General features: G+C 50.6%; 15 protein-coding genes and 1 pseudogene. 5 read left to right on the top strand and 11 right to left on the bottom strand.

Going from position 1 to position 22833, the window contains the following annotated elements; all coding sequences use genetic code 11:
• Nucleotides 1-199: 199 nt before the first annotated feature.
• Complete coding sequence (locus DWZ45_RS01895) at nucleotides 200-1615, top strand: spore germination protein (RefSeq protein WP_022360194.1); 1416 nt, start codon at nucleotides 200-202, stop codon at nucleotides 1613-1615.
• Between the two features lie 97 nt (nucleotides 1616-1712).
• On the opposite strand, the gene DWZ45_RS01890 is transcribed toward DWZ45_RS01895, so the two are convergent.
• Complete coding sequence (locus tag DWZ45_RS01890; RefSeq protein WP_118467316.1) at nucleotides 1713-3215, bottom strand: PLP-dependent aminotransferase family protein; 1503 nt, start codon at nucleotides 3213-3215, stop codon at nucleotides 1713-1715.
• 287 nt (nucleotides 3216-3502) lie between these two features.
• On the opposite strand from DWZ45_RS01890, the gene DWZ45_RS14735 reads away from it, so the two are divergent.
• Nucleotides 3503-3625: a hypothetical protein gene (locus DWZ45_RS14735; protein ID WP_265104095.1), complete on the top strand. Its 123-nt coding sequence runs from the start codon at nucleotides 3503-3505 to the stop codon at nucleotides 3623-3625.
• A 371-nt stretch (nucleotides 3626-3996) separates the two neighbouring features.
• Here the strand turns inward: DWZ45_RS14735 and DWZ45_RS01880 are convergent, their stop codons facing one another.
• The 5 genes from DWZ45_RS01880 to DWZ45_RS01860 form a co-directional block, all read right to left on the bottom strand.
• Nucleotides 3997-5322, bottom strand: a complete 1326-nt coding sequence (locus DWZ45_RS01880; protein WP_118467312.1) for an IS200/IS605 family element transposase accessory protein TnpB — start codon at nucleotides 5320-5322, stop codon at nucleotides 3997-3999.
• Nucleotides 5323-5671: 349 nt separating this feature from the next.
• A complete protein-coding gene (locus tag DWZ45_RS01875) occupies nucleotides 5672-6034 on the bottom strand; it encodes a winged helix-turn-helix domain-containing protein (protein WP_118467310.1) in 363 nt (120 codons plus the stop codon).
• A 57-nt stretch (nucleotides 6035-6091) separates the two neighbouring features.
• Entirely contained in the window at nucleotides 6092-14614 is an 8523-nt protein-coding gene (locus tag DWZ45_RS01870) for an S-layer homology domain-containing protein (RefSeq protein ID WP_118467308.1), read from the bottom strand.
• Entirely contained in the window at nucleotides 14615-14989 is a 375-nt protein-coding gene (locus tag DWZ45_RS01865) for a hypothetical protein (RefSeq protein ID WP_118467306.1), read from the bottom strand.
• Nucleotides 14964-15353: a response regulator transcription factor gene (locus DWZ45_RS01860; protein ID WP_118467304.1), complete on the bottom strand. Its 390-nt coding sequence runs from the start codon at nucleotides 15351-15353 to the stop codon at nucleotides 14964-14966. Before DWZ45_RS01860 ends, DWZ45_RS01865 begins: the two co-directional genes overlap by 26 nt.
• 323 nt (nucleotides 15354-15676) lie before the next feature.
• Here DWZ45_RS01860 and DWZ45_RS01855 point away from each other — a divergent pair, with 323 nt between their 5' ends.
• From DWZ45_RS01855 to DWZ45_RS01845, 3 genes are read left to right on the top strand one after another with little or no spacing between them, the layout of a single operon-like run.
• Nucleotides 15677-16405 carry a LytTR family DNA-binding domain-containing protein gene (locus DWZ45_RS01855; protein ID WP_182426612.1) on the top strand — a complete coding sequence of 243 codons (729 nt, stop codon included), beginning with the start codon at nucleotides 15677-15679 and terminating at the stop codon, nucleotides 16403-16405.
• Complete coding sequence (locus DWZ45_RS01850) at nucleotides 16402-18474, top strand: hypothetical protein (protein WP_118467300.1); 2073 nt, start codon at nucleotides 16402-16404, stop codon at nucleotides 18472-18474. The genes DWZ45_RS01855 and DWZ45_RS01850 overlap by 4 nt, the downstream gene beginning before the upstream one ends.
• 1 nt (nucleotide 18475) lies before the next feature.
• Nucleotides 18476-20377, top strand: coding sequence for an ATP-binding protein (locus DWZ45_RS01845; protein WP_118467299.1), 1902 nt, complete (start codon nucleotides 18476-18478; stop codon nucleotides 20375-20377).
• Between the two features lie 58 nt (nucleotides 20378-20435).
• Here the strand turns inward: DWZ45_RS01845 and DWZ45_RS01840 are convergent, their stop codons facing one another.
• The 5 genes and pseudogenes from DWZ45_RS01840 to DWZ45_RS01825 all read right to left on the bottom strand — a co-directional run bounded on the left by DWZ45_RS01840 (nucleotide 20436) and on the right by DWZ45_RS01825 (nucleotide 22793).
• Entirely contained in the window at nucleotides 20436-20915 is a 480-nt protein-coding gene (locus DWZ45_RS01840; protein WP_118467297.1) for a hypothetical protein, read from the bottom strand.
• Between the two features lie 116 nt (nucleotides 20916-21031).
• A complete protein-coding gene (locus DWZ45_RS14475; protein ID WP_182426611.1) occupies nucleotides 21032-21187 on the bottom strand; it encodes a hypothetical protein in 156 nt (51 codons plus the stop codon).
• 245 nt (nucleotides 21188-21432) lie between these two features.
• Nucleotides 21433-22131 (bottom strand): annotated as a pseudogene (locus DWZ45_RS01835) (site-specific integrase).
• A 41-nt stretch (nucleotides 22132-22172) separates the two neighbouring features.
• The gene (locus DWZ45_RS01830; protein WP_015526702.1) at nucleotides 22173-22541 is read right to left on the bottom strand and encodes a hypothetical protein; all 369 of its coding nucleotides are present in this window, start codon (nucleotides 22539-22541) and stop codon (nucleotides 22173-22175) included.
• Nucleotides 22542-22553: 12 nt separating this feature from the next.
• Entirely contained in the window at nucleotides 22554-22793 is a 240-nt protein-coding gene (locus DWZ45_RS01825; RefSeq protein ID WP_005609451.1) for a hypothetical protein, read from the bottom strand.
• Between the last annotated feature and the right edge of the window lie 40 nt (nucleotides 22794-22833).

The raw sequence follows: 22833 nt of genomic DNA, 5'->3' as shown, positions 1-22833 counted from the left end.
AGCGATTTTTCCGCCTTTTTCCCTGATATTGCCTCGCTTGCCATGAATTTTAAAAAAACATATTTTGAGAATTTTTTTCTGTTTGCTTCATTTCGTATATTTTTATCCTTTTCGCACATACTCCATCTGTAAACATTTTGTCCCATTCCAGTCCCTTCGCGGTCACTGATATTGGCTTCTCTGATAGGAGATTTACACGATGCAGATTTCTTCATCCATTGAAAATAACCGGACTTTTTTTCAAAAAAAGCTCCGACCGGACATCAGTTTTGATGTCGTAGATCGGAACCTGATGATCGGCGGGCGCGATGCCTGCCTCTACTGTATTGATGGTTTTACCAAGGACGATACGCTTTTAAAAGTGCTGCAGGCGATGAGCAGCATTGAAACCGCCCAGATGCCTGACAATGCAAACGATTTTGCCGCCCTCTACCTCGCCTACGGCGAAATCGGGCTGGAAACGGATTCGGACGCGCTGATTATCCAGCTTCTCTCCGGTGTTCCTTTTCTTCTGATCGACGGATATGCACAGGCACTCACGATAGACTGCCGCACCTATCCCGCCCGCGGAGTCAGCGAACCTGAAAAGGATAAGGTATTGCGCGGTTCGCGCGATGGTTTTGTCGAAACGCTTGTGTTCAATACGGCTCTGATCCGGCGGCGCATCCGCGATCCGAAGCTGCGGATGGAAATCATGAATATTGGGGAAAGCTCGCACACCGATATCGCCATCTGCTACATGGAAAACCGGGTGGACACCGAACTTTTAAACCGCATCCGCACCCGGATTCAAAAAGTGCATGTCGATGCCCTCTCGATGAACCAGGAAAGCCTTGCCGAATGTATTTATCCGCACAAATGGTTCAATCCGTTCCCAAAATTTCGTTTTTCAGAGCGTCCGGATACCTCCGCTGCCTCGATTCTGGAAGGAAATATCATCATTCTGGTGGACAATTCGCCATCCGCAATGATTCTGCCATCCTCTGTTTTCGATATCATCGAGGAAGCCGACGACTACTATTTTCCACCGCTGACCGGCACCTATCTGCGCCTGTCGCGGACGGTCATCTTTTTCCTGACCTTATTTCTGACACCGCTGTGGCTGCTTTTTATGCAGAATCCCGGCTGGATCCCGGAATGGCTCGCTTTTATCCGTGTCACCGACGAGATCCATGTGGCGCTGATCTATCAGCTCCTGATCCTGGAATTTGCCATCGATGGTCTGCGGCTCGCGGCAGTCAACACCCCCAGCATGCTGACGACACCGCTCAGTGTCATCGCCGGTATCGTGCTTGGAGAATACTCGGTCAAATCCGGCTGGTTCAACAGCGAAACGATGCTCTATATGGCGTTCGTCACGATCGCCAACTACTCGATGACGAGCTTCGAACTCGGCTACGCACTCAAATTCATGCGCGTCCTGCTCCTGATTCTGACCTTTTTCCTCAATCTCTGGGGCTTCATCGCAGGAACACTCATTGCCGTCGGCTGCCTTGTCTTTAACCGGACAATCGCCGGAAAAAGTTATATTTACCCGCTAATTCCATTTCACTGGAGTGAATTAAAAAAGCGGCTGCTCCGGAACCGGCTGCCGCATGAGGAGAAAAACGGGTAAGAATGTCGCATAAAATGTCCGCATACCCACAACTGCCCGGATGGTTCCGGGTACTGGCTGTGGTTTATGCGGACATTTTAACTTCTATATCTATCTTCTATTTTTCTTTCTTATACACTACCTCTTTCAGCACCTCCAGCGCCTCCTCATACCGCTCTGCCCCCATCGAGGCACAGGACAACAGGAGCTTCGGATATCCCTCTTGAAAATGATGCTCCTGTTTTTCCAAAAGACTCCCGACCGACTCCACCGGGCGGACGGCGACGCCTGCCTGTGCCGCACGCCCGGCAATTTCCGCCGATGTAAGCGGGCTGTCAAGCTCCATGAGAACCAGAAAACCGGCATCGCCCAGATGCGTTCGCGCTTTTTCTCCAAAAATGCGCCGCACCGCATCACACAAACACTTTGCCTTTGCCGCGTACAATTTCTTGGACTTTCGGATCTGGCTTTCCAGATGTCCGTCCCGGATAAACTGGCATAGGGCAATCTGCTCTGCCTTGGACGCCGTCTGGTTATAAAAACGCCCCCGCTCCTGATACCGTTTCAGCAGATCCGGCGGCAGGACCATGTAGCTCATGCGGATCGATGGCAGAAGCAGCCTTGAAAATGTCCCCAGATACACGACGCCCCGCCCTCCGGAAAGCCCCTGCAGGGACGGTGTCGGGCGGTTATAATAGCGGAACTCACTGTTGTAATCGTCCTCAATAATCAGCATATCCTCGCGCGCCGCATCCTTTAAAAGCTTCATCCGGTCGCCCACCGGCATGACCTCGCCCCAGACTGTCATCTGCGATGGGGTCAGATAGCAAACACTTTTCCCTGTATGTCTCATCGCCTCTGACATCTGTTCGGATAACCCTGTTTTCATCTCTGTTGCACATACATCTGGCTTTTCTATTCCGCACAAATCCTTTTTTGAGGACTCAATCCTCCTATCATTATTTTCCCAATATTCTCTTATATCTCCGGTCCGAAACCCATAATCCTCAAAAATCTGGCGTCCCTGCCGGAACGACGGATTAAAAAACCATGCGCTGTCCCGCTCCCGCAGCATCGGGCACAAAATATGCAAGAGACTCTGCACACCCGCCCCTACTACGATACTGTCCGGCGTACAGATCACATTGCGGTGGCGCCCCAGATACGCGCAGAGTGCCTCCCGGAATTCCCGCTCTCCCTGTGGTTCGCCATAAGAAAGCAGCCGTTCATCCTGGCGCAGGGCGCTCTTGACATAGCGCCGCCATAAATCAAACTGGAAGCTCTCCCGATCCACATTTGAAGACGCAAAATCATACCGGATTTCCGGGCGTTCCTCCTGATGCGGCACACCGTGCTCTATTTCCTCCCGGTTTGCAGCCGCCAGCACCGCATCCGTTACATAAAACCCGCTCTGCGGACGCGAAATGATATAGCCATCCGCCGCCAGCAGCATATACGCCGTCTCCACCGTCGTCCGCGAAAGCTGCAGCTGTAGGGAACATTTGCGGATCGACGGCAGCTTCGCTCCCGGCTTCATCTGACCGGACACGATCAATTCTTTGTAATATTCATATACTCTCAGATACCGGCTCTGTCCCGGTTCGCTTAAATTCAGTTCCATCGTATTTCCTCTATCTATTTATGTAAACGGCGATGCACCGCATCGATCATCCGCATCATCCCATATCCCAGACAACCGCCCCTCTTTCCGTCTTCACAATATTTTTCATCTCCACCACCTGTACCCCCTTATACCCAACTGCCTTCCTCAATTATACCGTTTTCTCCTGCTTATAGGCAATCCCCAAAATTGAGTACTGTTACTGTTCACGCATACGTGCCCAGTAACGGAAATTCCGAGGAAGAAATCAAAGAGCCGCTTCTTCCTAAGAAAGAAGAGATCCCCGCATGATTCCGGCTGAAGTTGGTCTGGCATACTGCAACAAGCTTTTCTTTTTGGAAAAGCAGTTCCGTGACCTTACTCCGGAAGAGCGAAAAGACAGATGTCTGGAAACAGAAGTGCCGGTATAGGAAAGCTTTTATGCATGGTTGGAACAACTCAATCCTGTAAAAAGAAGCAAGCTGGAAAAAGCTGTGATATACGCAAAAAAACATAAAGAAACACTGCGTAATTATCTTCAGAATGGACGTTGCGAAATATCGAATAATACAGCGGAACCACTGCCTGTTTAAGGCGAAGGATACCAAGGGGCAGTGGACAATACGGTGGATTAGTGAACCTCACATGGCTAAAGTCACGTGCTTCTCGGCCGTTTTAAACGGCAAGACTAAATATCGGCGGATACGCCAGTATCTTAGAATTCGTGCGGATACGCACTTTTTCCACACCGGATACGGCTGGTTTCCACATTACAGGTAGTCCGCTGTATATCTGCCTGCGTTTATGCTGCTTTTAAGTTGTTTACTTCTACATAAAGCTTTCTTAAATCTGCATAAACACAGGAGGTTCTACGCTTCACTACAGGGACTTTTGCCTCCAGTGAAGACCTTTCCGTTTCCGGCAAGGGTTTTAAAAGTTCCCGTATAAAATATCTCGCTCCAATATTATAGGCTGCTGACAGGTCGCAGTTATACTGCTTTCCTGTCTGGAAGATACATAGGCTATGGTTCTCCGGATTTCTTACTACCGCTCCACTTCCGTCACAGGCCAGCCTGCTGGTGTTCCGGGCACTAACTCTGGACACACGAATCCTGTTCCGATGTGCCTGATGTTCACATAGCTTCTGAATATCCCTCTTTCTCCATAAATGAAGTTTTTGCTTCTTTTTTCCGGATATTTTTCCTTGCATTTCCAGATACTCAAAAACAATTACACCTGCCTGATATTCTACGGCATATTTCGTGATTTCCGCAGCTATTTTACGGGACAGTTCCATATTCAGCCTTTTTGCATAATCCCATCGGCTTTGAACCTGTCTGGAGGAATGTTCTCTCTGAAAACGGCGGATTCTGCCAAGCACATGATACAAATGGTCTTTATCACTGGGGAAATTTATAAATTTACGTCCCAGAATAGTGCCATCTGCACGCATGATACTACAAACTGCATCCGTATTGATTCCTAAATCAACGCTGCATATCACCTGCTGTTTTACAGCTGTTTTCGATAAGGTTACTTCCTCTGTGTATGAAAATCGAAGGAAATATTTATGATGTTTCCTTTCCAAAGTTGGTGCGGATGCCTTTTTCCCGCTCCACTTTTTCCGAAGATATTCCATATCGGTATGAAGTAATTTTACCTGAAACCACTTCCACTCACGCCCATCAAACAGCTTTAAATGTGCCACATCTTCTCCCGGTTCTGCTTCCTTATACATGACATCCCGATAGAATACCGGCATCGCATGATTCTCACAGACCAGCTTCGGTTTCCCCCTCAGTTCTCCCTTTTCCCACAAACTAAGGCGTGATTGATAGGAGGACACTGCTCCAAGTGCGTGTTGAATCGCCGCTCTTCTCAGATAAGATGGCATCTTAGGAAAATGACGGTCAAACGGAAATCTGGCATGATTCTTTTTTGTCTCATGTACCAGATGTTCCGCCTCATTAAAGCGTTTTTGTAGATTTTTGATTTCTGAAAGTTCTTCCCAGATCTCTGCATACACCGGAATCAGATAGGAAACTGCTTTCCGAAAAATATCCAGCGTAGAGCGGAGCGGTATATTCTTTTTTTTAATTTCTACTCCATAGCTGGATACAATCTGCATAAAGGTCCCTGCTTTCTGTTTTCGATATTTCGCACACTGTGCAAAATGATACTGTAAAAAATACGCATTTCTTCTACCTACGAAAGTAATTTTTCTTTCGTAGGTAATACACTATATTTACATTTATATTATACCATGCATCTCTTTGCAAGGCAAACATTTGTTCTGTATCTATTAAAATAATTGGCACACCTAACTCATCACTAAAGTAACGAGAATGCGGTGTGCCGTTTTTCAATCAACTTAAAAAGAGGCACGGCATAAATTATTCTGATAGATTTTACATCAGATTGCTTTATGCCGTGCCTTTTATGTTATCATAAGGATTGCTACATACATATAGCAGGCTTCACCCTCCGTTATACACCGGATTCGCATTGATTTTCGGTACGAAGGCAACAGCCGTTCCGCAATTTTCACCATCCTCTCCCCATACTTCTTCATAGATCTGTCCGGCAGAAAATACCCAGAATGGATGTTTTGCCAAGTATACCAATGTTGCAAATTCCCGACGAGTCATAGAAATCAACTCACTGTTTCGGTATACTGTTCTCTCCTTCAGCCGAAGCTCCAAGCCCGGAAAAACAAGAGTGTTACAAGGGTGGGATGTCACAATATGGTCAAATCCTGGCTCGACCGCAATAATCTCCATAATTCTACTGAGTATATATTCTTCATGGTCGGTAAGCGACAGTACCAGAAACTTGCCCATATTGTTCACATCCCTCTTTATTGATATTATTTTTGCATTACATTACGGGTTCATTTTTCATCTGTCGGATGCGGTATTCACCGCCATCGTCCCATCTGCATAGAAGTAGTACCACTTACCATCGATCTGCTTCCAGCCTCCGGCAAACATCATTCCGGTGACCTTGTCCAGCCAGTACCACTTCTGATCCTCGGAGAGCCAGCCCTTCACTGACTCCCCGTTTCTGTAATAGTTCCACTGGCCGCTGTCATTCTGCTGCCAGCCGTTTGCGGCCTGCGGGTCAATGACGATTTCCACAAACCGCCGCAGAACCGTGGCGACCTCGGCGCGGGTGGCGGTTCCCTTGGGGTCAAACTTATTTTCATTCTTCCCGGTCAGGATGCCCGCCTGCTGCATGGACTTGACCGCATCCTTCGCCCAGCTGCTGATCTGTGTGTTGTCCGCAAAGGTCACAGCCTTCAAGGTCTGGGGCAGATCATAGCCCAGCTTTGCAGCATAATTTTTCATAATCACCGCCATCTGTTCCCGGTTGATGTTGGTGTCCGGTGCAAAGGTGGTGGCGGTAATGCCTTCCACAATACCGGTCTGTGCCGCCCAGTTCACATAGGGGGCATAGTAAGCGTCGGCTTTCACATCGGTGAATTTCCCGGTCTGGTAACTGTCCGGGTTGATGCCCGCCAACCGCCCCAGAGTTGTCACAAACATTCCTCTGGTCATGCCGGTGTCCGGGCTAAAGGTGGTGTCGCTGGTGCCGGAGAGCAGTCCCCGGCTGGCTGCAAAGAGGATGTTATCTGCTGCCCAGTGGCCGGTAATGTCGGTAAAAGCCGGGACAAAAGTTTTGTAGCCCACGCCGTAAACGCTGAAATGACCGGTTTCAAAAACCACCGCTTTCAGGCTGGCATTGTAGCTGGATTTGGTGATCCATTCCACCTTGCCAGCGTCATCTACATAGACTGCATAGAGATTACCTGTCTGCTCACCCTTTGCCGGTGTGTAGGGCAAACGCACCGATATAGTGTGACCATTTAAGTTGGCAATCGGTGTTTCTTTGCCGCCGGAGAGGTAGACCAGTGACAGGTCATAGGTCGGTCTTGTGCCGATGGTGGCTTTGGCCTCGGTGGAACGCAGTGCATCCACCTTATCTGCCCGGAGAATGATGTCCCCGCCAGCGGAGGCGGTATCCAGCTGCTTCAGAGTATCCAGGCCGATAGTAACCGAAACCAGATGGTCTGTTGCTACGGTAAACTGCCGGACGTTTTCTTTAACCAGCAGATCCAGTGTCTGCGCCTTGATGGTCACGTTAAAAGAGGTCTGGCCTGCCGCCGGGGTGATGGGAACCGTAACACCAATCCCGTTCTCTGTGGTGCCGTTCTTTTTCGCATCCTGTTTGGCCTTGTCGATGGCGGACTGGACAGAGCTGTTATCCACTGCCGCATTGCCGTTTTTATCCGGCTGTATGGGTTTGGTTTCACCGGTGACAGGGGCTTCCGGCTGGTTGGTGTTATCATTGCTTCCGGAACCGTTAGAACCGCCGGAGGATGAGCCTCCACCGCTGCCCGAACCACCAGAGGAGGAACCGCCGTCGCTGGAAGATTGCTTGGAAACAGTCAACGTTCCAGAAACATAGGTGATCGCATAATTGTCATTTGACAGCGTACCAGTAATGTTGATCGCGGTTTTTCCGGTTTTGCTCATATCCAGTGTCTGTGCGTAGTCCAGTGTTACCGTGCCGCTCAGGGTATCTGCACCAACCAGCCCCTCCACCTTGTAGTCCTTATCTGCTTCCGGGCTGCTCAGATCGGGCGCGGTGCTGCCGGTGTAGGCGCTCTGATCAAGCGCCGTAACGGTAACTGACTTTTTCGCTACGGTCACAGTCACGTTCTGTTCTGCCACATCTGCGTACTCTGCATTTCCCTGAACCTTATACCAAACAGTGTATTCCCCGGCGTTTTTCGCTGTGGGGAGCTGCTCGCTCCACTCAGAATTGTCAAGCCGGTAGAGCATCGTGCCGCCAGTGGTCTTGCCTGCTGTAACCAGCGCCTGTTCTGCACCGTTGTAGGTCAGGGCGTTTGCCGTAGGTGCCGTAACAGTGGGGACAAGCTTGTTGGTCGCATTGACATTGACGGTCAGCGTGATGTCCTCATAGTTTGTGCTCTTGATTACTACGGTCACTGTGCCCACAGGGCCGGTGGTTTTCACGTCATTTTTCTGAATCGGCAGGATCAGCTTGCCGTTTTCCACCTTCGCGCCGCCGGTGTAGTAGCTGCCATCCAGTGTGATTCCGCCGAGCTCATAGGTGGGTGCACCGTACTCTTTGGGCGTTTCCAGCGTGGGCAGGGCGGGAAGCGTCACAGTGTAGGTCTTTTCGTAGCCGTTTACAATGGTCAGCGCGGTTTCCTTGGTGAAGTCAGGCGCGGCGGCCTTGGTGATGCTGCCAGTCGTAGGGAAGCTGCTCTGCTCCAGGGCGTAATTCTTCGCGGCCTGCCCCATCAGGGTCACTGTGGCAGTGACGTTCTTGCCGCTGTCCACACTGGCATAGTCAAAGCTGGCGGTCACGTTGTAGTCTGTGTCTCGCTTCAAGGTCACGTTGTCGAAGGTTACGCTGGTAATGTCCGCGTTTGTCGTGCCATCATAAAGCTTGGACGCAACCGTTACCCCGGTGATCGTCAGCGGCTTCTGCCCAATGCGGACCGCCACGCTGGCGGGTGCGGTATCTTTGTGGTTTGCATCGCCAATCACCCGATACCACACGGTATATGCTCCGGCATCGGTGCCGGTAGGGATGTCCGGGCTGTATGTGCCGTTCTCGGTCAGGCTGTACTGCATGGTGCCACCGCTGGTCACACTGCCCGCAGTAATCAGCGCCTGCTCCTGTCCGGTATAGGTCAGATTTTCCTGCGCCGTGGGAGCGTTGAAGGTGGGGGTAGCCTTGTTCACCTTGATGGTCACAGTTCCGGTCGCGGTCGCGTATTCCTCATAGCCCTCCGCCGGGGTGAATATCCACTCAGCCTGATAGTCGCCGGCTTTGTCGGGCTTGGTACTAGGATTCGTCCACTCGAAGGTGCCTTCGACCGTCTTGCCGTCGTCTTTCATCGTGCCAGTAATGGTGCTGACGCGCAGGATCTGGCCAAAGGTGATTGGCGTTGCGGTGATCTCGCCGTCCAGCACGGGAACGATCTTGTTCTTCGCGATGACTTTAACGGTCAGGAGCATGTCCTGATAGTTGTCCGTGGTGATCTTGACGCCTACGGTTCCGACGGAACCTTCGGTCTGAGATTCGACAGCCGGGACAGTCAACTGGAACTCATCGTTTGATGTGATCATTGCCGTCGAATTTGCGTAGCCGCCCTCTCCAATCAGATTGAAGTTGCAGGCCTCATATTTGATGGAGCCGTACTTACAATTATCGCCCAGCGTCGGCAACGCGGGAAGATTGACCAAGTAAGTCTTTGCCAGCCCGTTGATAACGGTCAGCTCTATGGGCTGCATCGTGGGCGCGGCCGCCTTGGTGATGCTAAACTTCCAGCTATCCGCCGTCAGGCCGTTGGCCGCAGCATAGTTCGTGCTCTCGGTTACATCGATCTTGACGGTGTATTCGCCCGCGTTCTTAAGCGTGGCTTCCTGACCGTCTTTATCGTAGTATTTTACGATGACCTCGCCCGTACCGGCCTTTGCGGGAGAAACTGTCGCGCTCTTGACATTGCCGTCATAGGTCAGGCTTGTCGGGGCGGTGAAGGTGAAGTCCTCCGCCTTGGGGGTAGCTTTGCCAATGGTATAGGTCACGCTGGCGGTGGCGCTGCCCATGGTGATGCTGGCGGTGTAGGTGCCGGCATTCGTGGGGAGCGCGTCGTTTTCCAATTTCTCTGGACCATACTCGCCCGTCTTCGTGTAGCTGATGGTAATCTTATCCACCGCCGGACCCTGCCAATCTCTGCTTGCAGTCACCGTGGCGGGTTTGCCGCTGCCGTTGTAGGTCAGCTCGGCGGGGGCCGCAATGGTCACGCTGCCGCCGCTGGCGTCGTCCTGGCTGCACTTGGCAGTGATGGTCGCGTCGCTTGCCGTGTACGTCCAGCTATGCTGATGCCGGGTCACGGTGAACGGCTCGCTGTAGCAATTGTAGCCATTGCTGCACTGGACGTAAATGTGGTACTGATAGCTCTTGTCTACGGGCAGCCCGGAAATCGTGAGCGTCTTGCTCTGCCCGCCGGTATGCGTCGCAGTATTAACATCGTTTAATTTCGTGGTCCAGTCTTTGCTTGATTCGTCAAACCGCTCCCACCAGTAGTAGTAGGTGACGCCCTCCGTTTCGGGCGCGATTACCGCAGTCAGCGTGATATTGCCGTCCGTCGTAAACGCCGAGTTTTCGGTGTAGTTCGTATCGTTATTCGGATAAATCTTTTCGACCGCGAAGGGCGCTTTTTCAACGGTGACTTCTGACGGGATTGAATTGGCGTTGGGGAGCCATTGGTTATCCTTTGTTTTTTTGTAAGCGTACCCCTTCGCCAGCAGCGCGTAGGGCTTGACATAGCCGGCATCGCTCGTAATCTCGCCGTAGCTGCCGCCGCTGAGGCTGGCGCTGCTGCCGTCCTTTACAGCCACACGGCTGAAGGTGCCGTTGCTCAGCGAAAGCTTTCCGCCGTTCTGCGCCGTGACAATGGCGAGCCTCGTATCCTTGTCGTTGACGGTCAATTCCGCGTCTTTGCCGTCCACCGTCACATAGAAGCCTCCGTTGCTGCCCGTGACCGTCAGAGAAATGCCCTTGGCGATGAGGTCCACACCATCGACCGTTTTCCCGCCGGTCGCCAGCGTCACCGGCCCGCGGGTCAGTTCATAGGCGGTCCGCTTCCCGTAGACAGAGTCATTCACATTCTGATACAGCGTGATGGTCTTTGCACCGTCCGCCGCGTTCGCCGCCTCGATGGCAGTGGCAAAGGCCGTGTACCAGCTCGTTGTGCCGCCGACGGTCAGCGACGCCGTCATCTGCTTGCCGCAGATGCTGCAAGTGCCCTTGCCGTCCTTGCCGCCGTCGTGCGTATGCGACACGACCTTGACATTTTCCAGCGTATTCACGCTATCATTGGTCACAGCCTGATTATCACTTGCTCCGTAATACGCCGCGCCCTCCGCCAGCAGGTCGGCGAGTTTGCGGTCGCCGTTGGTTTTGATCATCGTAAATGTGCCGCCGGAAAGCTTGACTTTGGTGGTGTAAAAATCCGCGAAGACAAACGTGCCGCCGGAGATCGTCCCCGTGACATTGTAGTCAAACTCAACGCCGCCATATTTCTTTTCATTATTAAAGCTGCCGCCGCTGATGTTCGCGATGCTGCTGCCGTTGAATTTGACAGGACCATTGAAGGTACCGCCCTTGGCATTCAGCGTACCGTTCACCGTGACGGAGGCGGTGGTGAATGTGACGCCCGCCTCCACCGTCGCCGTGCCGTTGATGGTCGCACCTTTATAGCTGCCGCTGGCAAAGGTCACATTCGCGTTTTCAGCGACCGTCACATTGCTGGCGGTGTGCGTTCCGCCCTCCAGCGTCAGCATGCCGGTCAGCGTTATGGAGGTGCCGTAAGGCATATCCCGCAGCAGGGTCAGCGTCGGCTCGGTGCAGCCCTCATTGCTCCAGCCGTTCAGGGTCTGGATGGTCTCTACATAGCCGTTTTCCAGCGCACTGTCTTTCGTGAAGTAGGCAGTCTTGGCCGTGCCGTCAGCGGCCTTGGCGGTGATCTTCGTATACAGGTCCTTGTGGCACACAGAGCACACAGGGTTGCTGTCATCGGCGCACTGATGGACGCACTCCGTGAACTGCACCTTGTACGCTGTATAGCCGGTCAGTTCGGAGATTTTCTCCGTCTTGGGAACGATGCTCCAAGCGCCGTCCTTTTCGCCGTACAATTCACACTTTGCATGGTTGGTTCCCAGCAGGTCGTTAACGGTGAGGCTCTTGCTCTTCGTGCTGTCCGTGATCTTGCCGATGGTGCAGGCGTTTGTATTGCCCTTCCACAGCTTCAGGCCGTAGCCCGTACTTGTGGAGCCATACGCAGCATTGCTTAAAACCAACTCGCCGATTTTGCCGCCAAAGCGCTCCAATGTGCCGCCGGCCTGCAGCTCCACGCGCGAAATCTTGCCGGTGTAGGAGTCGTCAACCGCCAGCGTTCCGTCGGAATTAACCGAAAACTTGACATTGAGCGCCTGCGTTCCGCCGCCTGTTCCGGAATCCTTGACCGTCAGAGTATTGGACTTGTTCCCGCCTCCGACACAAATGTATTTATTCTCGGTGCTGACAGTTTTGCCATTCAGATCCAGCGTCGCTGAGTAGTTCTCAGAAGAGCAATTTCCTGTGAGCGTCACATTCCGCAGCAGCGTCACGGTGCTGCCTCTGGCTGCATTAAACGCATCCGTCAGCGTCTGATAATAGGCGCTATCGCCCACGCGCGCGTCGAATTGCGTTTTGCACTTCTTGCAGGTGTAGCCTGTATCGTCCATCTCGTGCGTGCAGGGCACAAGATAGACCTTGCCGTCATTGCCCAGGCTGGTCACGCTGTCGGCGGCGTCCGCCTTGAAGTTCTCGGCGCTGAGCGTCACGCCGCTTGCCGGTTCGGCGATGGCCCCAGGATTTATGCCTTCACGCACGCCCACACGGATGACCGAATCCTCACTCAATGCGCCTGATACAAGAATGGGCAGCTTCCAATCATAATTGGCGTAATAACCGGCCTTCACCAAGCCGGAAACAGTGAGCTTAGAATTAGAAGTTGTGCCTTCCACTCCGCCGTAGTAAACGTCATATTGATTGTTGTCGGTAACGGTAGCATCGGTGAGGGTAATAGCGCCCTTTCCATAGATGCCGCCGCCCTCGAAGGTGCTGTTGTTTCCGGTGATCGTCACATCCTTGACGGTTACCCCTCTCTCCGAATAAATGCCGCCCCCGTGGCCATAACTTGTATTCCCCGTGGCGGACGCCTTGTTGCCGGTGATCGTGGCGTTGGAGATCGAAACACGGCCGGCGTTAAAGTGGATATAGATGCCGCCGCCGTTGCCCTTGGTGGCTGTGTTGCCGGTGATGGTGCCGCCGTCCATGGTGAAGCTGCACTTCTCACCCACGTAGACGCCGCCGCCACCGCCGTCAGACGCACCCGCAGTGTTATCGGAAATGGTTCCGCCATGCATGGTGAAGCTCGGCGGGGCGATATGATTCGTCGTGCCGACAAGGAACACACCGCCGCCGGAGCCGCTGCCTGCTTTATTACCGGTAATCGCTCCACCATACATGGTAAAGGACGAGCCGGTCTGATAGGTGCCGCCCTTTATACCGACCTGCACGCCGCCGGTGATCGTGCCGCTGTACAGCTCAAATTTGCCGCCATTGACGAGCACTCCGCCTTGAACCCTGCCGCTGTCGGAGCAGTCAGTCAGCGTCAGCGAAGCACCGCTGCCGACCGTGATACTGCCGGAAATCGTCTGCCCGTTCAGGCAGAGGTTGACCTCGCCCGTTGGCACAGTCCAGCTCTCCGACACAGACTGCGTCAGATAATAGTTACCAGCAGAATCAGGCAGGGAATCGGCAGTTGTCCATGCTATGCTATCAGAGTCATGTTCATGGCCATTGACCGCCGCAGTACCGCCGCAGATACAGTGGGTATGATAGGCCTGCGGCAGCGCAAACGCAGCCAGCGCCGCACAAACGGCGTTATAGCGCGTCATGTCCAGCTTGGCGGCCTGCTCATCGGTGAGGGCCTCTATTTCTGCATCAATAGCCTTCAGCTGCTCCTCAATTTCGGTCGCATTGTCCTCCGTGACTGTTTCAGGCAGGGCGTCAATAAGTGCCTGCACAGCCAGCACCGCCTCCTCTTTTCCAAGGCAGGCGGAGAGGTCTGCACCCTTAGCAGAGCAGACGGTGCAGTCAGGGTTCACAGCATCAGCGCCGCATAATTTCTCACAGATGCAGGCGGCTTCCGCTGTGCCTTTGCAGGCTGTCAGGTCTGCATCTTCCGCAGAGCAGACTGGGCAGTCGAGATTGACCGCCTCTTTATCACAACGGGTTTCGCAGATGCACTCCACCGGAGCATTTCCGGACGCGCCGGGAACAAGCCCGCTGTCCTGGGAATTGCACTGCTCGCAGGTATACCCGCAGGGCATCCCCTCTGTGGCCGGGATGTAGCCGCAGCTATCGTCATGCTCGCCGCGTTCATGAGGACAGCTTAATTTTTTTGTGATACAGCCGCTTTCCTCACTGCATTTATGGGTACACTCGGTCGGCTGGACCTCCTCTACTTCAGATGAGGTCGCCGTATTTTCTGATACGCTGCCTTCCAAAACAGGGTAACAGCTTTCGTCATGTTTATGGATACACTTCTCCACAAGGGTGTAGCAATCCTCAGTATGTTCATGTTCACAGGCTGCCCCTTCGGTTCCTTCCGTATATCCGCAGTCCTCTGTATGTTCCGGGTGATGCTTGCACAACCCCGTATGGACGGCGGATACACCCGCTTCCACCGCAGATGCCGGAACTCCCGGCATCGTAAAAATCATTGCCGCCGCCAGTAAAAATGCGGCCGGCCGTTTCCATTTCCATATCATTTATTCATCCTCCTCACGCGGTTCGTTCCTTCTCGTTGTTTTCTGAAGCAGCTGGGATACCGCCTCCCGCAGCTGATATTCTGTCACAGGCTTTACCAAAAAGGTGTCCGCCTGCATCCTGCGGCTTTGGGGTTCAAATTCTGCCTGGTCGCTGATCCACAGGAGCGGGACATCCTTGCTGTACCCTCGTATGCTCATGCAGAAATTCATTCCCCTGGCTCCGTCCTCCATGACAACCACAGCATCATAAGGCCCATCCCGCTGCATGGCATAGACGCAGAATACGCCATTGTCAAAGCGGTCTACTTTGCCAAGCTTCATCAGTAACGCCGTTTCTTTCTCCTTCTGACTATAACTGCACAGCGCAATTCGCATGTTCGCACCTCCATTTTGTGATGGGTTTTATCGCCTCATATAGCTCCTGATCGGAGCAGTCTGCCGAAAGGAACGCAGGGATACGCAGGTGATATGCGATCAGGGCAAAGTTTTCATCATCGCTCCACCAGACAAGCGGTGTTTCCGGTGCCAGCTGCTTTGCCTGAATGGCAGCCTCCAATCCCCTTGCCCCGGTCATGGCGATGACAACCGCATGATATCGGCTCCGCCGCAGTGCCTGAGATAGCTGCTTCTCATTCCATAGCTCGTCGATGACAAGCTGTCCGTCCCCAGCAAAAAGGGAGCGCAGCCTGCTCTCAAACCATTCTGCATTCCTTAATTCCGTACAAAGTGCGATTTTCATGCTGAGCCTCCTTTCCTGAAAAGAAAAATAAGAAAGAATGTGCCTTGGCACATTCTTGCGCCTTGCGCGGTCGCTTGCGACATGTTTCTTCTTCGCGCGAGTGCGCATCCCGCGGAGCGTTTTTATGTCATAGGATGTTCCTATGACATAAAAAAACCAGACCTTCTCATCGGAAAGTCTGGTAGTATAATTAGAGTAGCATCTTGTCAAGGGAAATGCAACCGACTTTGTTTAAGACGCAGGTTTCCTGTTTAAGACGCAAGTTTTTTCCTGCGGTTTTATGTTATACTAATATTGGATTATTGTGCAAAGGAGATGGCACGATGCAGATTGCGATTGTGGATGACAGAGCAGAGGACAGAGCAAAACTGTCTGCCTGCCTGGAAAATTATATGAAAAAGCATCAGCTGGACTATACGCTGACAGAATTTGAGGGCGGAGAGAATTTTCTGAAAGCTGCCGCCCAGGTCAATTTTCAGCTTGTCTTTATGGACATCTATATGGAGAACATGGATGGAATAGAGGCCGCCAGAAGGCTGCGCCAGAAAAACAGGCTTTGTAAGATTGTTTTTCTGACCATTACAGAAGATTATGCCCGGATGGGGTACAGCCTGTCCGCCAGCTATTATCTGCTGAAGCCGCTTTCGCTCCATCAGGCAGATTTTGAAGAAGCGATGGAGCTGTGCCAGCTAAAACCGCCCTATGAAGTGATGACACTTTCGGTTATGGCTGACCGTCAAAAGCTGGAACTTCCCACAGAGAAGATTCTATACATAGATTATCAAAACCGTATGACACGGATTCATACGGCGGAACGCGTGATACCGGTAAGCGGAGGCTTTCAGGAGGTTACTGCCGCATTGCAGAAGGACAAGCGTTTTTTGCCCTGCTACCGGGGCATTTTAATCAACATGGATTACATCAGCCAGGTTGACAGTCAGACCTTCCGTTTGATAAACGGGGAGGAACTTCCGATTGCCCTCCGCAATGGAAAACAGCTGCGGGAATCCTACCGTCAATATGTTTTCTCTGGAATGGGGGGTATCGTATGAGAATGAAGCAAATGCACAGGCGTATTCTGGAGGGCTGTCTGGCCTGTCTCCTCTGCTTCACCTGCAGTATCCCAGCATTTGCCGCCGAAACTGCAACCCCATCCAATGCCGATGAAAGAAGGGAGATTTTGCCGGATTTAGAAAGCGAGACTCCAGGGACACTGGAGAGCAAAACCCCGGAAGCATCGGAAGAAGTATCCCTCGTCCTTGTCACAGAAATACAAAAGGAAGACGAACTGCTCTCCCTGCCAGATTTCACCCTGCCCCTTAGAACCACACCGTCTGATGATGACCTGGAGGAAATTTATCAGCTGGCCCTTCGGTATCAAACCGTCTGCGCCACGGTAACAGCAGGTGAAGAAATCCGGCAGGAAACATTTTCTGTCGCATGGGATTTTTCGGCCATTGACCAGACCACTCCAGGCGAATATACCGCAGCAGGTCGGATTAAACTGCCGGAGGGGTATGCCTTTGGTGAAGCTGTCTTGCAGGAGCTTCAGATTTCCGTCCGGGTGAAAGAAATGCCGCCTGCTGTCATCACCTCCATAGAGCAATGGTATCCTTATACGGACGCGTTTGCGGTTCAAGAGGGCAGCGAAACCGAAACGCTGGAAAATTTGTTTGCCTTTTCCCCTTACTATCTGGAATGCTATGCGGAAAATGGAACCAGCTACACCGCTGTGGTGGAATGGGATTTTTCTGGTATTGATTTGAATACTGTGGGACTGTACCATGCAGCAGGAAGGCTGACTGCACCGGAAAATACCATATTTGCAGATCGTGTCGATTTCCCTGAAATTTCAATTCCTGTTTCTGTACAGGCTCCGGGCAGCCCAGACATCAACTGCTTCCTGGTTCGCAGAGGAAGCCTTTATTTTCCCTGGGTCACACCGCCGGGGAATCTGGACAAGGTCAGTATATGGCTGTCCAAAAACAACGGTTCATGGAACCGTCTGGAAAGTGGCGTTTATGTGGGTCAGGAAATGCTCTCGATTGCTACCCGTCTGCTGATGCCGGGCAGCAGTTACCGCCTTCAGGTGGATTATGACGGCGGACAGACCGGCATCCTCTCCTTTACCTACGCAGATGAAATTGTCCTTGAAGGGTACCATGAAGGCGACCGGGATGGAGGGGATGCAGGCGGAAATCCTCCCGATACCATCATTCAACCGCCTCCTGAAGATACCGACGATCAGGATGACGGTTTCGCAGACAGGCCCTCCACAAAGCCTCCAAAACCGCCTGCAACAAATGGCGGTGGAACGAATTCCGATGATTCTGAAAAAGCACCACCGGTCAGCGGAGAAAATAAGCCTACGGATCACAAGCCTTCCGAGCCATCCTGGGTTGGAAAGGATGATTCCATAGATAAAGAAGAATTCCCATCGAAACAGACAAACGGTGATGCAGAGGAAGCATTAGAACCAGACGCTGGTTCCGATGAACCGACTATACCGGAATCGAAAAACAGGAAAGATTCAGTGCAAAGCGCTATGACCGTTCCCCAGGAAGGCGCAGATTCCCAAAACTCCGCGTTTTCAGAGTTCTTCGATGAAACCACCGACCGGATTTCCGGCACGCGCTTTTTGATGATGCTGCAAACAGGGGAGCAAAGAGCCGTCTTTTCCAAACAGGGAATCACCATCAGCATACCAAAAGACGCCTTGCCGGAGGGCATCCAAAACGAAGATCAGATTGAAGTCATCATCCAAAAGGATACGGACGGCGGTTTTTCTTTTTCGTTTTCCATCAATGGAACTGCGCTCAGCTCCCTGCCGGATGTTTCTGTCATGCTGCCCTGTCCAAATGACCCGGCAGCCGGCACATGGTTCCTCTGTGATGAAAGCGGCGTGGAAATTCCCATGACCGGTTATGACGATGCGGCAAAAGCCGTCTCCTTTCAGATCAGCCATACAGGGGCATACACCATTGTGGGAAAGGAAGATGCCGTTTCCCTGGCACAGGCCGCCGACACAGAGCATAGCCGGTCGCCCATACTCCTTTTGATTCCGGCCTGTCTGCTTCTTCTGTCTGCCGGTGTGTTTTTCCTAAGGAGGAGGCGAAAATAAGATGGTATCTTCTGCGGTAAAAAAATATGCTGCCTTATGTATGGTCTGCCTGTGCTCATCCCTGTTTTTTCTTGGCCTGTATCAGTTCAATAATAAATATAGCCAGAACACAATCCAGGCGGCAAATGGGATTCTAGCGCTTTCTGAGGAAGAACTTCAAAAGTCACCGGTGCGCTTTCTGGTATCCGGCTGGGCATTTTATCCTGACGCGCTTTTAACCCCGGAAGAAATACAAGATGAAAGCCATTATATGCGCTACCTTTCCATTGGAGAGCAGACCAATTTCTCCAGCCCTGCAAACCCTTCTCCCTATGGCTGCGGGACTTATCAGATGACATTCTTTCTACCGGAACGGAAGGAAACATATGCGCTGGAAATCCCGGAAGTGTTTTCTGCTTACAACCTTTATCTGGATCATGACCTGATCCTGCAAATGGGGGAACCGGCACAGGGGACACCATTGGTTCAAAACCGCATGGTCACTTTTCATGGCGGAAAACCGGTCACACTCACCATAGCGGTCAGCAACTATGACCACTTTTACGGAGGGATTGTCTATCCGCCTGCTTTCGGAACGATGCTAGCGGTCAATACAACCAGAGGAATCCGGTTTGCATTCTGCCTGTTCAGCTGTACGGTTACCTTTGTCTGTGCGCTGCTGTCCTTTTATTTCAGCCGCCGGATGAAACAGAAAAATACATTCCTGTTCGGACTGATCTGCCTTGCCATGTGCGGCCTGTCATCCTATCCTGTGCTTCATATGCTGGCTGCGGTTCCCGTATTCCCCTGGTACACGATTGAACTGTTCTGTATCTATCTGGTTACCTGGCTGATCGTAGTTCTGCAAAACCGGATATGCAGGCCGGGCTTCCTGCCTGCGGCCATCAGTAATGGAGTGGGCGCTGCCTTCCTGGTATATGCGTTTGTGTATGGCATGATGGCTTCCCATCTCTCCCTTGGAGCGATTCGTTTCTTCTCTGCATCGGTCTTTTGTTATAAGGCGGCATCTGCGCTCTATCTGCTTATCATCGCTGTGCTTGCCATTCACAGAGGAGAAAAACGGAGCAGGCCGATCTTCTATGCTGCGGCAGCCGCAACCTGCGCCTTTATATGGGATCGCCTTCTGCCGGTTTATGAGCCGGTTATCGGCGGTTGGTTTTTGGAATGGGGCAGCTTTTTCATAGCAGCAGCCATCGGTTATTCCCTCTGGCGCGATGTGATAGAAGGATATGGAAACAGCCTGATTTTCCAGGAAGAACGCAAGCAGGTCATCCGTCAGCTTTCTATGCAGACCGAATACAGCCGTCAGGTTTCTGAAGCAGCGGCAGAAAACAGAAGGCTGATCCACGACATCAAACACCATCTGCGCACCATAGACCGCATGGCCTCTGAACATGGGCAGACAGAGATCTGCTCCTTCCTGTTACAGGTAGAGGAACAGGTTGCGGCATCATCGGGTCACTCCCCTGCCCAGTTCTGCAAAAATCCCGTCGTAAATGCACTGATTGAATACTACTACGGCATGGCGCAAACACAAGGGACAGAATTTCAGGTGCGGCTCGATCTTCCCGATCAGATGCCGCTTACCGATGTGGAACTGTGTACGGTGCTGGGCAATCTTTTGGACAATGCCGTTGAGGCGTGCAGCCGTCAAAAGCAAGGGGTGCGCCGCGTTTTCATTGCAGGCGAAACCAGAGGCAATATGTACTTTTTGAAGATTGAAAACACTTACGACGGTCTGGCCTTGCAAGAGGGAAAAACATTCCTCTCCCGAAAGGGTACATCTGCTGATCATGGAATCGGGCTTTCCTCTGTCCGAAAAATCATTGAAAGCCATGGCGGTGATCTCGATCTCGTTCCCGGTGAGGAATCCTTTCTTGTTGGAATTACAGTGGGTTTATAAACATTGCTCATACAAAAGGACACCATTACTTACATTTGCATAAGCAATGGTGTCCTCTCTATTTTCCAAGTTCTTCTTCCATAATATTCCTAATCGCTTTAATACCCGTAAAAGTCAATTTTATTCCACGATTATACATAGCCAGTACTTCATTCAGATTTTCAACAAGTACCTTATCCAACTTTTTATGTATCGTTACAGGCTGTTCCTGAATCGTATGAACATGGTCAAAATATTTTTCAATAACAGGAAATGTATTCTGTATCAAAAAAGCATTTTCTTTCCGTGCAAATAATCCAATCACTATCGTATTGCATTTACCATATCGTTTCTTTTTCTTTTCAACGATTTCCTTGTATTTCTCAGCTTGTGAGCTAATTGGTATCATCCAATACAATTTTGGATTTTTTCTATCCTGAATTGCATAGTAATGAGGACGATAGTTCCCCTGTTCCTTATTACTCATCAAATATTTATCCTGAACCAAGTCAAAAAATTCATCCTTGATATGATACGAATATCCCTGTTGTATCTCCATAAATAACCTTTCCTATGTGATAAAATTCCCCATCAGCATTCACTGATGGGGAACATTTACAAACTATACTATTTTTATCCCACCTGTATAGCAAGTGGCTTCATTTACGAACTGAATTATTTATACCCCGCACCATCAGCAAGCGGCAAACATTTACTTCTATCCTTAGTATATACAGTTTCTCTGAATTTAGCAACCTGTTTTTTAAGTTTAGAAATATTTTTTACTATATCATGGCTCATCATTTGTCGTAACTCTGTCGTAAAATACAAATTTAAGCCTCTTAAATTGCTTGAAAACGCCCTGTTTTCGGCATTTTATTTCTCCAAACTCTTCATCGTCGGGAATTTTTTTAATTTTTCTTCATTACCCTTCGTGATGCTTCGCTGTGCTATTTCTATTAAATTGTCTTCTCTTCATCACCATTCATGATGAATCATTGTCAAATCATATCTGTTGTCAATTTGATGTCATTTGGTTATTTCTGTTGTCAGATGAAAGGGTTCATAAGCCCTTCTTAAAATACATCCATTGTTGCAGCCAAATGTTCAAATGTTTCCTGTTTTTTTTCTCTGTCGCTTCTGCATAGATATCCACAGTGGTCTGAATATCCTTATGCCCCATGATCGACTGGATTATTTTCAGGTTCGTTTTTCTTTCACAAAGCCTTGTGCAAAATGTCTGTCTCAAGCTGTGCGCTGAAAAATCCGGCAACAGCACCGGCTCCCGATGCTCTTTTTTTGCCTCTATTTCTTCTGTTGCGTTATAAGCAGATGAGATTCTCTTGATTGCCCGATTAACTGACTGGGCATTCATTATATTTCCATAACGGTTACAGAAAACAAAGCCTGTCATCCCATCAATCTCTGCATCTGTCCAGCCATTTTCTTTCTGCTCTTCCCAGATCATTTCAAAAGCATCTTTCACTGTATCCAACATGGGAATCGTACGCATTCCGGCTTCTGTTTTCGGCGTTGAAATGTGATTTTCCGATGCCCGGTCTTCTCCTACCGGATAATACGTTAGATTATATATCCAGACCGTCCATCTGATCTTTCATGAGCTGTGCTTCTTTTTCCCGAAGCGTTACAAGGTCTTGTGCATAAACATATTTACGTCTTCCGAGAGGATCCGTATAAGTATATACATATCTTCCGTCTGAACGTCCCTGTGATTCACCTTTTTGCATGAAAAAAGCAGCTAACCTATTTTTCATAGACTAACTGCTCGTATTTTAGTTCCATATTCAGTTTTATTCTACAAATCCGACAGTGAAATTCGGTCGTATGCGCCATTTTTCTTATCTTCCGGATGTGGTTCCAGTCCGATAATTGTAATATCTTTCTGGTCCGGTCCATAAACCCAGTACATTCTCATTGCGCCACTGGTTTTATTTTCCAGATATGATTGCCACACTTTCATTCCATAACGTCTGGATAATGGCTCTATTTCATGGGTTTGAAGACTCGGATAACCCGGATCAGCCGACAACAGCTTTAAAGCCTTTCCCCATTTTTTATACAACTGTTCTTCCTTCTTTTTTATATTACCGGAACGATATTTCTCCTGCAGATCTAACCAAAGTTCCTGCATTTCAGGAATTCCCATTCGTATATTAAAATTCATCTCTTATTCCTTTTAAAAATCTGACAGGTCAATAGCCGGGGAAACATCGCCTCTCTTAAAGTTACTTACTGCACGATCCATATCTGCCAGAGTTCTGGCTGAAATGCTCTCAGGCACTGCCAGTTCCCGAGGTTCCAGAATAATGCAGCCATTTCCGTATTCTTTTACATTGTAATACTGATAAGCAGCTCCTCTGAGCGTAATTCTTTTTTTGTTATCCAGATGGGCAACATAATCTTTCATCGCTTCCATTACCAACACCTCCTACGCAAGCATTTGTGTGGGAAATCCC

It is taken from the genome of Clostridium sp. AF32-7AC, assembly GCF_003477925.1.
In the GTDB taxonomy this organism is placed as follows: Bacteria; Bacillota; Clostridia; order Lachnospirales; family Lachnospiraceae; genus Otoolea; species Otoolea fessa.
The sequence above is the reverse complement of the archived record's forward strand: the minus strand, read 5'-3'. Positions and strand labels throughout refer to the sequence as shown.